This is a genomic window from Chachezhania antarctica, assembly GCF_003646465.1.
Lineage (GTDB): Bacteria > Pseudomonadota > Alphaproteobacteria > Rhodobacterales > Rhodobacteraceae > Chachezhania > Chachezhania antarctica.
In genome coordinates this window covers 22,904-37,916 of the sequence record NZ_QZEX01000001.1, presented here as the reverse complement: position 1 = coordinate 37,916, position 15,013 = coordinate 22,904, and the positions used below count along the sequence as shown (strand labels likewise).

Annotated in this window: 16 protein-coding genes; 10 read left to right on the top strand and 6 right to left on the bottom strand. The window is 66.7% G+C overall.

What is annotated here, in order from left to right:
* The first annotated feature begins 66 nt into the window (after nucleotides 1–66).
* Both D4754_RS00205 and rlmN read left to right on the top strand, forming a co-directional pair.
* On the top strand, nucleotides 67–576 hold the full coding sequence (locus D4754_RS00205; protein WP_121060469.1) for an invasion associated locus B family protein: 510 nt from the start codon (nucleotides 67–69) through the stop codon (nucleotides 574–576).
* Nucleotides 577–710: 134 nt separating this feature from the next.
* Nucleotides 711–1,904: a dual-specificity RNA methyltransferase RlmN gene (rlmN, locus tag D4754_RS00200; protein ID WP_121060467.1), complete on the top strand. Its 1,194-nt coding sequence runs from the start codon at nucleotides 711–713 to the stop codon at nucleotides 1,902–1,904.
* A gap of 77 nt (nucleotides 1,905–1,981) precedes the next feature.
* On the opposite strand, the gene D4754_RS00195 is transcribed toward rlmN, so the two are convergent.
* The 3 genes from D4754_RS00195 to D4754_RS00185 form a co-directional block, all read right to left on the bottom strand.
* Entirely contained in the window at nucleotides 1,982–2,320 is a 339-nt protein-coding gene (locus tag D4754_RS00195) for a hypothetical protein (RefSeq protein WP_121060466.1), read from the bottom strand.
* Nucleotides 2,317–3,303, bottom strand: a complete 987-nt coding sequence (locus tag D4754_RS00190; protein WP_121060464.1) for a DnaJ C-terminal domain-containing protein — start codon at nucleotides 3,301–3,303, stop codon at nucleotides 2,317–2,319. Before D4754_RS00190 ends, D4754_RS00195 begins: the two co-directional genes overlap by 4 nt.
* A 237-nt stretch (nucleotides 3,304–3,540) precedes the next feature.
* Nucleotides 3,541–4,383: an LOG family protein gene (locus D4754_RS00185; protein WP_121060462.1), complete on the bottom strand. Its 843-nt coding sequence runs from the start codon at nucleotides 4,381–4,383 to the stop codon at nucleotides 3,541–3,543.
* A 366-nt stretch (nucleotides 4,384–4,749) separates the two neighbouring features.
* Between D4754_RS00185 and D4754_RS00175 the strand changes: the two genes are divergently transcribed.
* The 3 genes from D4754_RS00175 (at nucleotide 4,750) to dapD (ending at nucleotide 7,237) form a co-directional block, all read left to right on the top strand.
* Entirely contained in the window at nucleotides 4,750–5,673 is a 924-nt protein-coding gene (locus tag D4754_RS00175; protein ID WP_121060458.1) for a threonine/serine dehydratase, read from the top strand.
* Nucleotides 5,674–5,682: 9 nt separating this feature from the next.
* Nucleotides 5,683–6,309, top strand: coding sequence for a glutathione S-transferase family protein (locus D4754_RS00170; RefSeq protein WP_121060456.1), 627 nt, complete (start codon nucleotides 5,683–5,685; stop codon nucleotides 6,307–6,309).
* A 100-nt stretch (nucleotides 6,310–6,409) separates the two neighbouring features.
* Nucleotides 6,410–7,237, top strand: coding sequence for a 2,3,4,5-tetrahydropyridine-2,6-dicarboxylate N-succinyltransferase (dapD, locus tag D4754_RS00165; protein ID WP_121060454.1), 828 nt, complete (start codon nucleotides 6,410–6,412; stop codon nucleotides 7,235–7,237).
* Between the two features lie 288 nt (nucleotides 7,238–7,525).
* On the opposite strand, the gene D4754_RS00160 is transcribed toward dapD, so the two are convergent.
* Nucleotides 7,526–8,074, bottom strand: coding sequence for a TetR/AcrR family transcriptional regulator (locus tag D4754_RS00160; RefSeq protein ID WP_163025733.1), 549 nt, complete (start codon nucleotides 8,072–8,074; stop codon nucleotides 7,526–7,528).
* A 94-nt stretch (nucleotides 8,075–8,168) separates the two neighbouring features.
* Here D4754_RS00160 and D4754_RS00155 point away from each other — a divergent pair, with 94 nt between their 5' ends.
* Nucleotides 8,169–9,050, top strand: a complete 882-nt coding sequence (locus tag D4754_RS00155) for an alpha/beta hydrolase family protein (RefSeq protein ID WP_121060451.1) — start codon at nucleotides 8,169–8,171, stop codon at nucleotides 9,048–9,050.
* A gap of 64 nt (nucleotides 9,051–9,114) precedes the next feature.
* Nucleotides 9,115–9,519 carry a hypothetical protein gene (locus D4754_RS00150; protein WP_240453696.1) on the top strand — a complete coding sequence of 135 codons (405 nt, stop codon included), beginning with the start codon at nucleotides 9,115–9,117 and terminating at the stop codon, nucleotides 9,517–9,519.
* A gap of 110 nt (nucleotides 9,520–9,629) precedes the next feature.
* Here the strand turns inward: D4754_RS00150 and D4754_RS00145 are convergent, their stop codons facing one another.
* Entirely contained in the window at nucleotides 9,630–10,037 is a 408-nt protein-coding gene (locus D4754_RS00145; RefSeq protein ID WP_240453695.1) for a YbaN family protein, read from the bottom strand.
* A gap of 509 nt (nucleotides 10,038–10,546) precedes the next feature.
* Between D4754_RS00145 and D4754_RS00140 the strand changes: the two genes are divergently transcribed.
* From D4754_RS00140 to recO, 3 genes are all read left to right on the top strand, one after another.
* On the top strand, nucleotides 10,547–12,007 hold the full coding sequence (locus D4754_RS00140; protein WP_163025732.1) for a hypothetical protein: 1,461 nt from the start codon (nucleotides 10,547–10,549) through the stop codon (nucleotides 12,005–12,007).
* Nucleotides 12,008–12,083: 76 nt separating this feature from the next.
* Nucleotides 12,084–13,634, top strand: a complete 1,551-nt coding sequence (locus D4754_RS00135) for an acetolactate synthase large subunit (RefSeq protein ID WP_121060447.1) — start codon at nucleotides 12,084–12,086, stop codon at nucleotides 13,632–13,634.
* Between the two features lie 265 nt (nucleotides 13,635–13,899).
* Nucleotides 13,900–14,634, top strand: coding sequence for a DNA repair protein RecO (gene recO / locus D4754_RS00130; protein ID WP_121060445.1), 735 nt, complete (start codon nucleotides 13,900–13,902; stop codon nucleotides 14,632–14,634).
* Here recO and D4754_RS00125 read toward each other — a convergent pair.
* Nucleotides 14,609–15,010 carry an META domain-containing protein gene (locus D4754_RS00125; RefSeq protein ID WP_121060443.1) on the bottom strand — a complete coding sequence of 134 codons (402 nt, stop codon included), beginning with the start codon at nucleotides 15,008–15,010 and terminating at the stop codon, nucleotides 14,609–14,611. The two genes, recO and D4754_RS00125, sit on opposite strands and share 26 nt — an antisense overlap.
* Between the last annotated feature and the right edge of the window lie 3 nt (nucleotides 15,011–15,013).

The window sequence follows — 15,013 nt, the reverse complement described above, 5'->3', positions numbered from 1 at the left end:
GCTGAACAGATGGCAAAGCAGGTTTCAGTGGCAGGCAAAACAGGATTGCGCGGTGCGCTGGGAAGAATGACGATCTCGGCGCTTGCGGTTGCGGCGCTGGCTTTTCCCGCCGTGGCACAGACAACAACCGATAACCGGGTAGCGGCAAGCACCGATTGGAGCGTGTTCGTCGAGGACAGCCCGAAGGAATGCTGGAGCGTTTCGGCGCCCAAGGAAACGGTGAACACGCGCGATGGCCGCGTTGTCCCCGTGAGGCGCAGCGAGATTCTTCTTTTCGTGTTCTACCGGCCCGGCGCGAATGTGCAGGGTCAGGTGACCTTCACCGGCGGCTATCCCTTTGCGCGCGGCTCGACCGTGTCGCTGGAGATCGGGCCGCAGCGGTTCGAACTGGACACCGAGGGCGAATGGGCCTGGCCCTCCACGCCCGAGGAAGACCAGCGAATCGTGGCCGCGATGAAGGCGGGCACGGATGCGGTGCTGACCGCACGGTCGACACGGGGTACCCAGACGAAGGACACGTTCTCGCTCCTGGGCTTCACCGCCGCGAACGACGACGCCGCGACACGCTGCAAGTAACGGGGCGTTTGCCCCGATCCGACCATCCGACAAGGCTGAACGGCGGGTAGAATCCGCTGTTTGGCCCTTTTCGGGTTTTGCAGAACCGTTTGCGTCCTATATAGGGGCGCATCCCCCATAGCCCGAGTTTTTCAATGTCCGCCTCCGCCCCGATCACCCATGACGTCCTGACCGTCCCCCGGAAAATGCCCGAGGGCGCGATCAACCTCGTGGGCCTGACCCGGCCAGCGATGACGGAGGCGCTGATCGCCCATGGCACGCCGGAACGGCAGGCCAAGATGCGGGTGAACCAGATCTGGACATGGATCTACCAGTGGGGCGTGCGCGATTTCGCGCAGATGACGAACCTGTCCAAGACCTACCGGGCCGAACTGGCAGAACACTTCACCGTCTCGCTGCCGGAAATGGTGTCCAAGCAGGTAAGCAGCGACGGCACCCGCAAGTACCTGGCCCGCATCGCCGGCGGGCACGAGGTCGAGGTCGTCTACATCCCCGAAGAAGATCGCGGCACGCTGTGTGTCTCGTCCCAGGTTGGCTGCACGCTGACATGTTCGTTCTGCCACACCGGCACACAAAAGCTGGTGCGCAACCTGACGGCGGGTGAAATCGTGGGCCAGATCATGATGGTCCGCGACGATCTGGACGAATGGCCGACCCCGGGCGCGCCAAAGGACGAAACCCGGCTTCTGTCGAACATCGTGCTGATGGGCATGGGCGAGCCGCTTTACAATTTCGACAACGTGCGCGACGCGATGAAGATCGCGATGGACCCGGAAGGCATCCAGCTGTCGCGCCGCCGGATCACGCTGTCGACCTCGGGCGTCGTGCCCGAAATCGCCCGTGCGGCCGAGGAAATCGGCTGTCTTCTGGCCGTGTCATTCCACGCGACAACGGATGAGGTCCGCGACAGGTTGGTCCCGATCAACAAGCGCTGGAACATCGAAACCCTGCTGGAGGCGCTGCGCGAGTACCCGCGGCTGTCGAATTCCGAACGGATCACCTTCGAATACGTGATGCTGAAGGACGTGAACGACAGCGACGAAGATGCCCGCCGGCTGGTGCAGCTGATCAAGGGGATCCCGGCCAAGATCAACCTGATCCCCTTCAACGAATGGCCCGGCGCGCCCTACCAGCGGTCGTCCAACAACCGCATTCGCGCCTTCGCCGACATCATCTACAAGGCCGGCTATGCCTCCCCCATTCGCACCCCCCGCGGCGAAGACATCATGGCCGCCTGTGGTCAGCTGAAATCGGCCACGGAACGCGCCCGGAAATCCCGGGCGCAGATCGAAGCGGAAACGCATTCCGGGGGTCCGGGGGGCGAATAGCCCCTCGGGCGGGGGGTACGGGGGGCTTGCGGCCACCCGTTCTGCCCGGCGACGCACACAGGTGCGGCGCAACAAGCCTATCCCGCCCGCGACACCTTCAGCACCTCGACGACACGCAACCGCGTCTCGTCGCTCTCGGCCTCCAGCGCCTCCAGCACCGCCCTGAGCTCCGCCCGCACGCCGTGCAGCTGATCCACCAGCCCCATCACCACGCCAAGGGCGTCGGGCTCCAGCGCATAGGTTTCGGTCAGCTCGCACAGAAGCTCCATCCGCACGACATCCATCCGGCGGAAGACGGGGCCGTCGGGGCTTTCCATCGGCGTGACGACCTCCGCCTCGACAAAGGTGGCAAGTTGCACCCGTGTCAGCGGCGCCACCCGTTCCAGCACGTCGTCTTCGGTCAGAAATCCGCTCATGACGTCATCCCTCCCCGCGGGTTGTAACCGTTTGTCTTGCGCCAGCTCTCCATGAAGGCGGCCAGCTCGTCATCGATTGTCCTGGGCGACCGGATCGACAGCTCGACGAACTGATCGCCCCGCTGATCCGATCCGCGCCGTTTCACGCCGCGCCCGCGCAAGCGCAGGACCTGCCCGCTCGATGCGCCTTTCGGGACGGTCAGGTTCACAGGTCCCTCGATCGTCGGCGCCTCCACCTTGCCGCCCAGCACCGCCTCGTCGAGCGTGATGGGCAGGGTGATCCGGATGTCGTCGCCATCGCGTTCGAACAGTTCGTGCGGCCGCACCGACAGCGTGATCAGTGCATCGCCCGGCGGACCGTCGCCGAAGCCGGGCGCACCCTTGCCGCGCAGCCGTATGACCTGCCCGTCGCGCGTGCCCGCCGGTATCTGCACGGCAATGGCACCGCCATCGGGCAGCGTGATCTCGCTCCGTGCCCCGAAGATCGCGTCAAGGAAACTGACCTCCAGCGCATAATGCCGGTCCTGTCCGGGGGCGCTGAACTCTGTCTGCCAGCCGCGCTGCCCGCCGGCCCGGCCGCCACTGCCCTGCTGGCGACGCATGAATTCGGCGAAGATATCCGACGCGTCGCCGAAATCCCCTTCGAACCCTTGCGCTCCGCCCGGATCGCCGCCGAACCCGGCCCGGCCGCCGCGCGACCGGTAGGGGTTGCCCGGCTGTTCGGCATAATCGCGATAATAACTCCGCTGCGCCTGCTCCTGGCCCGAGGCGTCGATCTCGCCCCGGTCGAAGCGCGCGCGCTGCTCGGGGTCCTTCAGCAGATCATAGGCCGCCTGCGCCGCCTTGAACCGCGCTTCGGCGGTCGTGTCGTCCGGGTTCAGGTCAGGATGGCTGACCTTGGCGATCTTGCGATAGGCTTTCTTGATGTCGTCGGCCGTGGCCGTCTTCGTCAGCCCCAGCGCCGCATAGGGATCGGTGCTCATCGGGTCCTCGCTGGCTCTCGTGTCCTGAACGATAAGAAGCCCATGCGCGCCGCTCTTTCAAGGGTCGCCTGTGGCCACCTTGGTCGTGGGGACGCTGTCCCCACGACCCTGAGGTATTTCGGGGCCAAAGAAGAAAGCGCTTGGCCCGGCATTACAGCCCCTGTCTTCTTCTTTTCCCAAATACTCCCGCCGGAGGCAGACCGACGCGGCGTCATTCAGGCCGGTCGGGAGTCCGGGTCAGCGGCCGGGAATGTCGCTGCGCGCGGGGGCCGGTTCCCAGTTCTCGATCAGGGCGACGGCCTCGTCTGCCGTGTCGACGAACTGGAAGAGGTCGAGATCCTCGTGCGCGATGGTGCCCGAGGCGGCCAGTTCTTCCCAGTTGATGATCCGGTTCCAGAAATCGCGTCCGAACAACAGGAACGGCACGCGCGCCATTCGGCCGGTCTGGATCAGGGTCAGCGCCTCGAACATCTCGTCCATGGTGCCGAAGCCGCCGGGGAACACGCAGATCGCCCGGGCGCGCATCAGGAAATGCATCTTGCGCACGGCGAAATAGTGGAAGTTGAAGCTGAGATCCGGCGTGACGTAGGCGTTGGGGGCGTTTTCGTGCGGCAGAACGATCGACAGCCCGATCGACACGCCGCCCGCTTCCGCCGCGCCGCGATTGCCGGCCTCCATCACGCCGGGGCCGCCGCCCGTGGTGATGACGTAGTCGCGGCAGCCGGTTTCGATCGATTTCTCGGTCATCAGCCGGGCGAATTTCTGCGCTTCGTCATATTGCGAAGACAGTTGGGCCAGCATCGGCGTTCTGGCCGTGTCCTTGTCGGCAGGCGCGGGGATACGGGCGCCGCCAAAGAGCACAACCGTGCTTTCGATGCCGCGTTCGTCCATCAGCAGTCCGGCCTTCAGCAGTTCCAGCTGCAAGCGTACCGGGCGCAGATCTTCGCGGCACAGGAAATCCTCGTCCGTGAAGGCCAGCGTGTAGGACGAAGATTCCGTCTGCGGGGTGCGCGGCACATGGCGCGCGGTGTCGCGGTCGGTATGGGCGTGGCGGATCGGGTGCTGCCGGTCGTCTTTCATTGGGTCTCCAGCGTCGGCCGGCCCTGTCGGGGCGGCAAGGTATCCTGTCGTGTCGGGGGAAGTCCGGAACGCCGGGCTTGATCGGCCCGTGTCGTGGGGTTGCGGCGCGGACAGGTGATCGCCTCGGCGTCGTCTTTCCTGCCGGTCGCGGCAACCCCGTTTCCCATCCGGACTTCGTACACGGATGCGTCTTTGCCAAAGTCTGCATCGCCGCCGCGCCGGATGCCATCGAAATCGACGGTATCGTTTCCAAGCGGCTCCTGGGGGGACGTACCTTGGGGAAAGCCGCGCAGGGGGCCGTGCCGTCTTGCCATTGGCGTCGCCTGCGGCAAGGATCGCGCCGGCTGACGGAAAGGAACGCACGACATGAACTGGCAGGACGAGATCGCCGCCGCCGCCGGGCGGATCGCGGGGCACGTTGTGCGGACGCCGGTCATGAATTTTGACGGCTTCGGCCTCGATCGGCCTGTGATGCTGAAGATGGAACAGATGCAGCATACCGGCAGCTTCAAGGCCCGCGGTGCGTTCAACTCCCTGCTCAGCCTGCCGGTGCCCGACGCCGGAATCGTCGCTGCGTCGGGCGGCAATCACGGGGCGGCGGCGGCCTTTGCGGCATCATGCCTGGGCCACCGGGCGCGGATCTTCGTCCCGGAGATGGCCGGCCCGTCTAAGATCGCGCTGATCGAACGGTCGGGCGCCGATCTGACGGTCGTACCCGGCGCCTATGCCGATGCCCTGGACGCCGCGCTGAGATGCGAGGCCGAGACGGGCGCGATGCAGATCCATGCCTATGACGCGCGGGCCACCGTGCACGGGCAAGGCACCTGTTTCCGCGAATGGGAAGAGCAGGGGCTCGACGCCGATACCGTCCTGATCGCCGTGGGGGGCGGCGGGCTGATCGCGGGGGCGCTGGCGTGGTTCCAGGGCCGGCGCAAGGTGGTTGCGGTAGAGCCTGCGACCTCCTGCGCGCTGAATGCCGCGCTGGGGGCGGGCGGGCCGGTGGATGTCGAGGTTTCGGGCATCGCGGCCAATGCGCTGGGGGCCAGGAAGATCGGGTCGATCTGCTATGATCAGGCCGTGGACCATGGCGTGACCTCTGTCCTTGTCGAAGACGACGCGATTGCGGCGGCGCAACTGGCCCTGTGGCAGGAGTTGCGGCAGCTGGTGGAACCGGCGGGTGCCACGGCGCTGGCCGCGCTGATGTCGGGCGCCTACAGGCCCGAACCGGGAGAGAAAGTCGCCGTTCTGGTCTGCGGCGCCAATCCCGCGCCCGATCCCCTTGCGGCGTAGGGCACGGGCATGACCCTGCGCCTGTTCGCCTATTCCCCCAGCGTCTACTGCCAGATCGTGCGCCTGATCCTGGCCGAGGTCCGGGCGGACGCCGAGCTTGTCGAGCGCGATCCCTTTACCGACACCGTGGAAGAACACCCCTACAACCGCGTTCCCGTGCTGGAGCATGATGGCAACCGGATCTACGAGACGGTGGCGATCCTGCGCTATCTCGACAGTCATTTCGCCGTCGGCCGGCTGACGCCCACCGATCCGCTGACGCAGGCGCGGATGGTGCAGGTGCAGGCTCTTGCCGACACCTACGGTTACTGGCCGCTGGCCCGGCAGGTTTTCGTGCAGGGGGCGGAGCGGCCATCGCGCAAGCAGGCCTGCGACCAGGAAGAACTGACGAAGGGGCTGAACGGCGCGAAGAAACTGTTGCCCGAGCTGGAGAAGATCTCGGCAGAAGGGTTGGTGCTGAACGCCCGGGCGATGACGCTGGCGGATTGCCATCTGGCGCCCATGATCGGCTTCTTCGCCCGCGCGCCCGAAGGGGCCGCGTTGCTGAAGGAGTTCACTGCGCTGTCAGCGTGGTTCGCATGGGTATCGCAGCAGGAGAGCTACCGCAGCACCGATCCGAACCGGTTCATGACATAGCGGCCCCTGCGAGCCTTCATCATCTGCGGTTGTCGCTCGGGTCGCAGCGCTCTATAGCCGGGCCGGACAAGACCGGACGCCAATTCCAGGGGAGTGAACCATGTCGAACGCCCAGCTCGAAACCGCCATCGAAGCCGCCTGGGAGGCGCGCGACACGATTACACCCGCCACCACCGGCGAAACCCGCGAGGCCATCGAAGACACGCTGAACGCGCTCGACAGCGGAGCGCTGCGGGTTGCCGAGAAGCAGGGCGACGGATCGTGGCACGTGAACCAGTGGGCCAAGAAGGCCGTGCTGCTGGGCTTCCGGATCAAGGACATGGAACCCCAGACCGGCGGCCCGCAGGACAGCACGTGGTGGGACAAGGTCGACAGCAAGTTCAAGGGCTGGGGCGATAGCGAGTGGAAGACCGCGGGCTTCCGCGCGGTGCCCAACTGCGTTGTCCGCAAGTCGGCATATATCGCGCCCGGCGTGGTGCTGATGCCGTCCTTCGTGAACCTGGGCGCCTACGTCGACGAAGGCACCATGGTCGACACATGGGCCACCGTCGGATCCTGTGCGCAGATCGGCAAGGGCGTGCACCTGTCGGGCGGCGTGGGTATCGGCGGCGTTCTGGAACCCATGCAGGCCGGCCCCACGATCATCGAGGACAACTGCTTCATCGGTGCGCGGTCCGAGGTCGTGGAAGGCGTGATCGTCCGCGAAGGCTCGGTTTTGGGTATGGGCGTGTTCCTTGGCCAGTCGACCAAGATCGTCGATCGTGCGACGGGCGAAGTTTCGTTCGGAGAAGTGCCGCCCTATTCGGTGGTCGTCTCGGGCTCCATGCCGTCGTCGGGTGGGGTGAACCTGTATTGCGCCGTGATCGTGAAGCGTGTCGATGCGCAGACGCGCTCGAAGACGGGGATCAACGAGCTGCTGCGGGACTGATCTGCTGTCTTTGCAGCACAGCCGCATCCGACACTGGATCGTAGATCTGCCGGGGCGTTGAGCAAGCCCGACATTGACTTGTCGTCCCGCCCGGGGGCACCCCGGGCAGCGCCCGACCCTCCCCACGGGAGGGCGCTTTGGTGATCTCCCGCTTTGACCTTCGGGTAAGCGGGATGTCGGCGCCTTTCTCCTTACCAATCGGTGTCAGCCCACCCAGAGTCAGGCGCTGCCCTTCTCGCGATAGATTTTCGTCCGGGAAAGCACGCCCGATACTCATTGCGTCAGCCGTCAGATACCGGTCCCCTTGCGATACATCTCCCCCAGTCGCTCGAATGGCCGCGCGCTCTGTTCTGCGACGGCCAGAAGCCAGGCGCCTTCCATCTGCATCAGCACCATGTCGGCGGCGTCATGCGGGGCCGGGTGGCCCAGCCTCGCGGCCTGTAGCACGAGCCCTTCGGACCACGACGTCAGCACCGTCCGCGCCGCATCGCGCAGCTCGGGCTCGGACGTGGACGCCTGCAGGATGCTCGCCACCGGGCAGGCTTCGACCGGGCTTTCGCTGCGCAGACGGTCGGCCACGACATCGCAGAACGCGGCCATGCCTTGGGCAAAGCTGCCGGCGCTCTCGAACGCGCGGCTTACGGATCTTTCGACGATGCGCCCGGCAGAGAGCGTCGCCTCGGTCGCCAGTTCGCGCTTGCCGCCCGGGAAATGGTAGTACAGCGACCCCTTCGGCAGGTCCGCGGCCTTCAGGATCTCGGCCAGGGCCACGCCGTGATAGCCCTTCTGCCGAAACAGGAGGGAAGCCGAGCGCAGCAGGGAGTCGCGATTGTTCAAAGTGACCATACGTTTCTTTTGCCCGATGTAGACCATATGGTCTATAGAAAGTGTAGACCGTATGGTCTACAGGGAATCGCCCGGGAGCAGACCCATGACGACGGAACCTCAGGACCTGACAATCGAAGCCGACGGCGCGACGCTGGCCGCGCGCTATGTGCCGCCCGTTGGGCCTGCCCGCGCGAACATGGTGATCCATGGCGCCACCGGCGTTCCGCAACGCTTTTACGGCGCCTTCGCCACGTGGGCGGCCGGGCAGGGGATCGGCACGCTGACGTACGATTACCGCGATTTCGGCCAATCCTTGCACCGGTCCCTGCGCAAAAGCGACACGACCTTCGCCGACTGGTTGATGCGCGATCAGCCGGCGGCGGAAGCGATGCTGGCCGGGCTGGCCCCCGAAGGCCCGCTGTGGGTCCTGGGCCATTCGCTGGGCGGTTTCGGGCTGGCCTTCCGCGACTATGATCCGCGGGTCGAAAAGATCGTGACCGTGGGCACAGGCCGCGTCCATTACACCGACCACCCGTGGAGCTATCGTCCGCTGGCCATGGCCTTCTGGTTCGGCCCCGGTCCCGCGGCCACGGCGGCGGCCGGGTACATGCCGGGCCGCTTGATCGGCTTCGGCGCCGACCTGCCGGCGGGCGTCTACTGGCAATGGCGCCGCTGGTGCACGCGGCGGGAGTTCTTCTACTCCGATGTCGGGAGAACCCTTCCCGAACCGGATTTCCACCGCCCCGGCCCCGACATCAACCTGTTCACCATGAGCGACGATGTCGTCGTGCCGCCGGTCGCCGTGCGCCGCTATGCCGAGGCGTTCCCGGAGACGCGCGCCACCTGTCACCAACTGGTACCGCAGGACTTCGGCGTGGCCGCGCTGCGCCACATCGAGGTTCTGTCGCGGCTTGGTGCCCCGGCTTGGCCCGCGATCCTGGGGCTGGACTCGCCCGAGGCGGCGCCGATGCTGAAAAGCGCCTGATCCCTCCCCTTCCGCGTGCGCGCGGATTGCTGTAGGGCGGCCTGAGTTTCAGGAGGCTTGGACCATGGCCGACAAGGCAGATTCCAACAAGGCAAATTCCGAGAAAGCGAAATCCGATAAGGCGAAGCCTGAAAAGGTGAAGCGCCCGCAGGAGGTGTTCACGCTTCTCGTCCAGCTTGGCCGCAAGGCGGGCGACGGGCTGCCCGAAGGTGCGACCGGCGCGGCGCTGATGGTCTTTGCCTCGGGCGTGGACGAAGCCGAAGCCGTGCGCGAGACGGTGGCGATCCTGAAACAGGCCGACACCGCGCCGCTTGACGTGACAGGCTACGGCACGCTGGCCGAGCGCGAGGAACAGGGCCACGAGATCGGCGATGACGAACGGGACCTGATGCAGCGCGCGCTGGACGAGAATTCGGTGATCGTGGCGCAGATGACGCCGTTTTTCGGAGATGAACCCGACGAGAATTAAGGAACGGGGACTGAGGAACGGGGATTGAGACGGCCTCCGGGCGGGCGACGGTGCGTGGAAACCACGCACCCTACGGATGCGCGTAGCGGTCTCTCGTGTTTCGGGCCGTTCTAGTCGCGGCCCGGAGGTCCGTCGGGGCGGGTGAGGACGAAGGTGGCGGCCCCGCCCAGGCAAGTGGCCTGGATCAGCAGTATCCACCATTTCAGACCCATGATCAGGCTGAAGACGAACACGGCGCCCATCATGGTGCAGGCGATGATCTTCGCGCGGCGCGAGATGGCGCCGTAACGTTCCCAGTCGGTGATGAGCTGGCCGAAGATGTGATGATCAACCAGCCATTGCCGCAGCCGGGGCGAGCCCTTGCCGAAGGCGAAGGCGGCGAGGATCACGAAGGGCGTCGTGGGCAGCACCGGCAGCGCCACGCCGAGGATCCCGATCCCAAGCGCCACGAAGCCGATCCCGATCCAGACGGCACGGCGCAGATGCGGCAGGACCGGTTTGACATGTTTCAGGGGCAAGGCGGGGCTCCGCACCGGGAATGTGGCGCGAGCCTAGCCTGCCCTCCCCGCCGCGCCAATGGCGATGGCGGTCCGTAGCGGAGGGACGCTCAGGCTGCGTTTCGGGCCGCATCCGTCATCACGCGCGCCGGAAGACCGCAAGTTACGGCTCGGGCGGTCCCGCCCTACCGTGTGAATTCATCGCCGGGCCAGAAAACTGCGGGTGTCCCTCAGCGTGAGGACAGGTTGTGCAAGTCAGGCTGACAGGCGCCCCACTTGATCGTCGCGGCAGCCGCTGCGTTCAGGTTCGCCCTTGTTTCGGCGTCCGCTACGGCCGTTGCCGGTTGACCGTCGGACATGGGCGCGTCCGCGGCACACGTCTGAATGGGAAGACTGAACGACGTCAGGAAACGCCGCCGGCCCGGGGCGCGCGGGCTTGTACCCCCTCCGGCAGAGTGATCTACCCGCGGTAAGCCTCATGGCCTGACGCTTTGGCGCCGGACCGTCCCCCGGGGCGTGAAGGTGACGTCGTGCTGAAACGATCCGTAACAACCAATGACGACAGGAACCGCGGACCGGCAGCTGGTCTGGCCGTCCCCCTCCTACCCGGGCAGGTCGTGTCGTCGATGGTGCTGGTGGCGGCGCTGGTGCTGTCCCTGATCGATCTGGTGAGGCCGAATGACCTGCTGCCGCCGGTAACGGTCGCCTTGCTGGGCGTCGCGATCTGCCTGATGTACCGGCAACTGTCGGTCACGGCCTGGATCCTTGTGGGATTGTCCCTGGGCACGCTGGCCTGGGCGCTCTGGACCGGGATCGGTGTGGCCGATCTGGTGATGGTGGCCCGGCGGGTCGTGTATCTTCCGACGCTGATCGTGGCGATGACGCTCTTGCGCGTGGCGTTGCAGGAGACCGCACTGGTCGCCGACGCCGGGGCCTACGTCGTCTTCCAGCCGCCTGGTCGGCGCTATGCGCTGCTGGCCTTCGGGGCGCATATCTTCGGGATCCTGCTGAACATCGGCGGTTACATGCTGCTGTGCGCCATCGCCTTCACCTCGCAGGAGACGGCGAAGGTCAGCGAGCGGATCGCCGCGATCCAGAAACGCCGGATCTCGACCGCGCTGATGCGGGGGTTCGCGGCCACGCTGTTCTGGTCGCCCTTCAGCGTGGGGCTGAACATCCTCCTGCCGCTGCGGCCGGGCATCGACTGGGTCACCTACCTGCCCTACGGGCTGGCTGGCATGGTCGTCTATGCCGGGCTGGGCTGGATCGTCGACCGGTTCGAGAACCCCCGCCGCGCCCGTGCCGGTGCAGCCCCCCTTGTTGTGGAACGGCAGGGCAGGGTCTCGGCCCTGTTGGGGATGGTGGGGATCCTTGCCGTGATTGCCGGGGCCGGGATTCTGGGCAACGCGCTGTGGGGCGTGCAGATGCGGGCCGCGCTGCTGGGGCTTGTGCCTGTCGTTGCCATCGCCTGGGTGCTGATCTTTTCGATGCCCGGGGCCGTGGGCGGGGTGCCGGCAGGGCTGCGTGTCTTCCGCACCAAGGCGTTGGCGGGGCTGTCGGCCAACGGGAACGAGGTGACGATCATGACCACCGCGGCCATGCTGGGCCTGCTTCTTGGGCTGATCGTGGATCCGGGGCTGGTGCAGGGTCTGATCCTGTGGACGGGGCTGACGGATATCTGGCTGGCCTTCGCGATTGCCGTCGCGATCTTCGTGTCGGCGTTCCTGTGGGTGCCGCCGCTGGTGGCGACCACGATGATCGTGATGTCGGTCACGGCGGCCGGGATCCCGATTGCCGATGCGCTTCTGGTGCTGGCGGTGATGTCGGGCTGGGCCACGTCGATGCTGGTGTCGCCCATGACGGCCACGATGGTGATCGCGGCAACGCGGCTGGGCCTGTCGACGATCACGGTGGGCATGAAATGGAACTGGCTGTTCTCGGCTGTGTTCCTATGCGCCATCGGACCGGTCTTCTGGCTGATCTGGGGCTGATGCCTGCGCCTGCCGATCCTGTCTTCCTGACGGCGGCCCGATCGTGCCAGAGTTTGCTAAAAGGGAGGATCCGGTCATGGCCAACGGTGCCGATGTCTTGTGCGACACGCTGCTTCTGAACGGCGTGGACGTTTGTTTTGCCAATCCCGGCACGTCCGAGATGCATTTCGTGGCGGCGCTGGACCGCAAGCTGGACATGCGCTGCGTGCTGGGGCTGTTCGAGGGCGTCGTGACCGGCGCCGCGGACGGGTACGCGCGGATGGCCGGGAAGCCCGCGGCAACGCTGCTGCACACCGGGCCGGGGCTGGCGAACGGGCTGGCCAACATGCACAACGCCCGCCGGGCGCGATCGCCGATGGTGAACGTGGTGGGCGATCACGCGGCCTATCACCTGCCCTACGACGCCGCGCTGACGACGGATATCGAAGGGCTGGCCCGCCCGATGTCTGATTACGTGCGCCGGATTGCAGGACCGGATGATGTGGGGGCCGCGACGGCCCAGGCGATTGCGGCAGCGCAGCGGCCTCCCGGCGGTGTGTCCACGCTGATCCTGCCGGCGGATGCATCCTGGGGGGAGCCTGCATCGGCGGCGCCGGTCCGGGCGGACATCCGGGCGCCGTCTCCGCCGGACGGCCAGCGGGTCGCGGCTGCAGCCGCGGCGCTGCGCGCGGACGGTCCGGATTGTGTTCTGCTGATGTCGGGAGCCGCGCTGCGGACGGAGGCCATCGAGACAGCCTTCGCCATCGCCGCGGCCACCGGTTGTCAGATCATAGCGCAGCAGTCGAATGCGCGGATCGAGCGGGGCGCCGGGCGGCATCCGGTGGAGCGGGTGCCCTATGTCGTCGACGTGGCGCTGAAGCGGTTTGCCTCGACGAAGCGGATGATCCTTGTGGGGGCGAAGGCGCCTGTGGCGTTCTTTGCCTATCCGGGGAAGCCGTCATCCGTGGTGCCCGATAGTTGCGAGGTGTCGGTTCTGGCGAAGCCCGAGGATGATCTTCTGGGAGCATTGTCGGAGCTGGGGCACTCGCTCGGCGCCGGGCCTGCGCCGGCGCCTGCACCCGCGCCGATGGCAGATTTGCCATCGGGCGTGGTCACGCCGCAGGGGCTGGCCATCGCGGTGGGCCGGGCTCTGCCGGAGGAGGCGATCCTGTGCGACGAATCCATCACGTCGGGGCGGGAGTTTTTCGGCTTTACCCATGGCGCCGCGCCGCATACGCATCTGCAGCTGACTGGCGGGGCGATTGGCGAGGGCCTGCCGCTGGCGGTGGGTGCGGCGATTGCCTGTCCGGGGCGGAAGGTGTTCGCCCTGCAGGCGGATGGCAGTGCGATGTACACCAATCAGGCGCTGTGGACGATGGCGCGGGAAGGCCTGGATGTCGTCGTGATCCTGCTGTCGAACCGCCGTTACGCGATCTTGCGGGGAGAGTTGAAGGCCGTGGGGGCCGAGGCGCCGGGACGGAATGCGCAGCGGATGCTGGATCTGGATCAGCCGGCCATCGATTGGGTGTCTCTGGCCAACGGCATGGGTGTCGAGGCCGCGCGGGTCGAGACCGTGGACGCGCTGGCCGACCGGTTGGCGGCGGCAACTGCGGCCAAGGGGCCGTTCCTGATCGAGTTGATGATCTGAGGCATATCTTGCCGGCCGGTTGGGCGTGGGTCCGACAGAAGGTTGGCACCCGGCCCGAGGGTGGGCGGAAACGCTTCGCATGCCGTGGGGTAGGCGAACGACCAATTGGACTTTAGATAACGCTGTAGCCATTCGCGCCCGCGTCGTGCCGAAGGCACGCCTCCGGCGTGATGGGGCGGGGCAAGCGCTCACCGGATCGCAGGCGATCCGGTGAACAAGGTCTACAGTAGGGACTACAGACGGCGGCCGACCAAGGAGCCTGCGCATGGACTGGCGCGATACGGGGATCTTGCTGAACACGCGGCGCCACGGGGAATCCGCGGCGATCATCGACGTGTTCACCCAGTCTCATGGCCGTCATGCCGGGGTTGTGCATGGCGGAGCGGGGCGGCGGTTGGCGCCGCTGTTGCAGCCGGGTGCGCAGCTGGATGTCAACTGGCGCGCGCGGCTGGAGGATCATATCGGCACATATACCGTCGAACCCCAGCGCAGCCGGGCCGCGGCGGCGCTGTCCGGGCGGATGGCCCTGGCCGGACTGAACGCGGTAACGGGTTTGCTGGCCTTCTGCCTGCCCGACCGTGAGGCGCACCCCGAGCTATATGCGCGGACGGAGCCGCTGCTGGACCTGCTGGGAAATGACGACCTGTGGCCGCTGGCCTACCTGCGGTGGGAACTTGCCCTGCTGGAAGAACTGGGTTTCGGGCTAAACCTTGCCGCCTGCGCCGTGACCGGGGTGACCGACGGGCTGATCTATGTCTCGCCGCGCACCGGGCGGGCCGTGTCGGCCAAGGGCGCGGGGGAGTGGGCGGACAGGATGCTGCCCCTGCCGCCGATCCTGCGGGGCGAAGGCGAGGCGCCGGACGAGGAGATCGTGCTGGCCTTCCGCACGACAGGGCATTTCCTGGAAGAACACCTTGCCCCGTCGCTGGGCAACAAGCCCCTGCCCGAGGCGCGGGCGCGGTTCGTGGATCTTGTCAGTCGCCGTCTGGCGCGGCCGTGAAGACCATCTGGCGGCCGTCGTCGTCGGTCAGAATCAGCGTATCGCCCGAGACCTCGATCTGGGTGGCGGCATCCAGCGCCGCGAAAAAGCCGGTTTCGGCCTGAAGCGCCGGGCAGGCGCGCCGCGTTGCGGCGATGGGGCCCGCATCGAACCACGGATAGGGGGCCTTCATCCCGGCGTTGTAGCTATTGCAGGGCGCCGTGCCCGCGATGTGCCCGGGCGCGGGGAAGGTCAGCGTAGCAATGTCGGAAGCTTTCGAGCCGTGAAGTTCCTGCAGAACCCAGACCTTCTCCGCGGCGCCATAGGCCGTGGCGGTTTCGTCGCCCGCGCAGGCCCCAAGGCCAAGGACGGTGATCACGGCAAGGAAGCGTGACACTGC

Excerpts from the sequence above, each read along its gene's own strand:
- D4754_RS00175 (WP_121060458.1), top strand. The coding sequence starts at position 4,750 with ATGAACTGGCAGGACGAGATCGCCGCCGCCGCCGGGCGGATCGCGGGG.
- dapD (WP_121060454.1), top strand. The coding sequence starts at position 6,410 with ATGTCGAACGCCCAGCTCGAAACCGCCATCGAAGCCGCCTGGGAGGCG.
- D4754_RS00195 (WP_121060466.1), bottom strand. The coding sequence starts at position 2,320 with ATGAGCGGATTTCTGACCGAAGACGACGTGCTGGAACGGGTGGCGCCG.
- D4754_RS00155 (WP_121060451.1), top strand. The coding sequence starts at position 8,169 with ATGACGACGGAACCTCAGGACCTGACAATCGAAGCCGACGGCGCGACG.
- recO (WP_121060445.1), top strand. The coding sequence starts at position 13,900 with ATGGACTGGCGCGATACGGGGATCTTGCTGAACACGCGGCGCCACGGG.
- D4754_RS00150 (WP_240453696.1), top strand. The coding sequence starts at position 9,115 with ATGGCCGACAAGGCAGATTCCAACAAGGCAAATTCCGAGAAAGCGAAA.
- D4754_RS00205 (WP_121060469.1), top strand. The coding sequence starts at position 67 with ATGACGATCTCGGCGCTTGCGGTTGCGGCGCTGGCTTTTCCCGCCGTG.
- D4754_RS00170 (WP_121060456.1), top strand. The coding sequence starts at position 5,683 with ATGACCCTGCGCCTGTTCGCCTATTCCCCCAGCGTCTACTGCCAGATC.
- rlmN (WP_121060467.1), top strand. The coding sequence starts at position 711 with ATGTCCGCCTCCGCCCCGATCACCCATGACGTCCTGACCGTCCCCCGG.
- D4754_RS00185 (WP_121060462.1), bottom strand. The coding sequence starts at position 4,383 with ATGAAAGACGACCGGCAGCACCCGATCCGCCACGCCCATACCGACCGC.
- D4754_RS00135 (WP_121060447.1), top strand. The coding sequence starts at position 12,084 with ATGGCCAACGGTGCCGATGTCTTGTGCGACACGCTGCTTCTGAACGGC.
- D4754_RS00190 (WP_121060464.1), bottom strand. The coding sequence starts at position 3,303 with ATGAGCACCGATCCCTATGCGGCGCTGGGGCTGACGAAGACGGCCACG.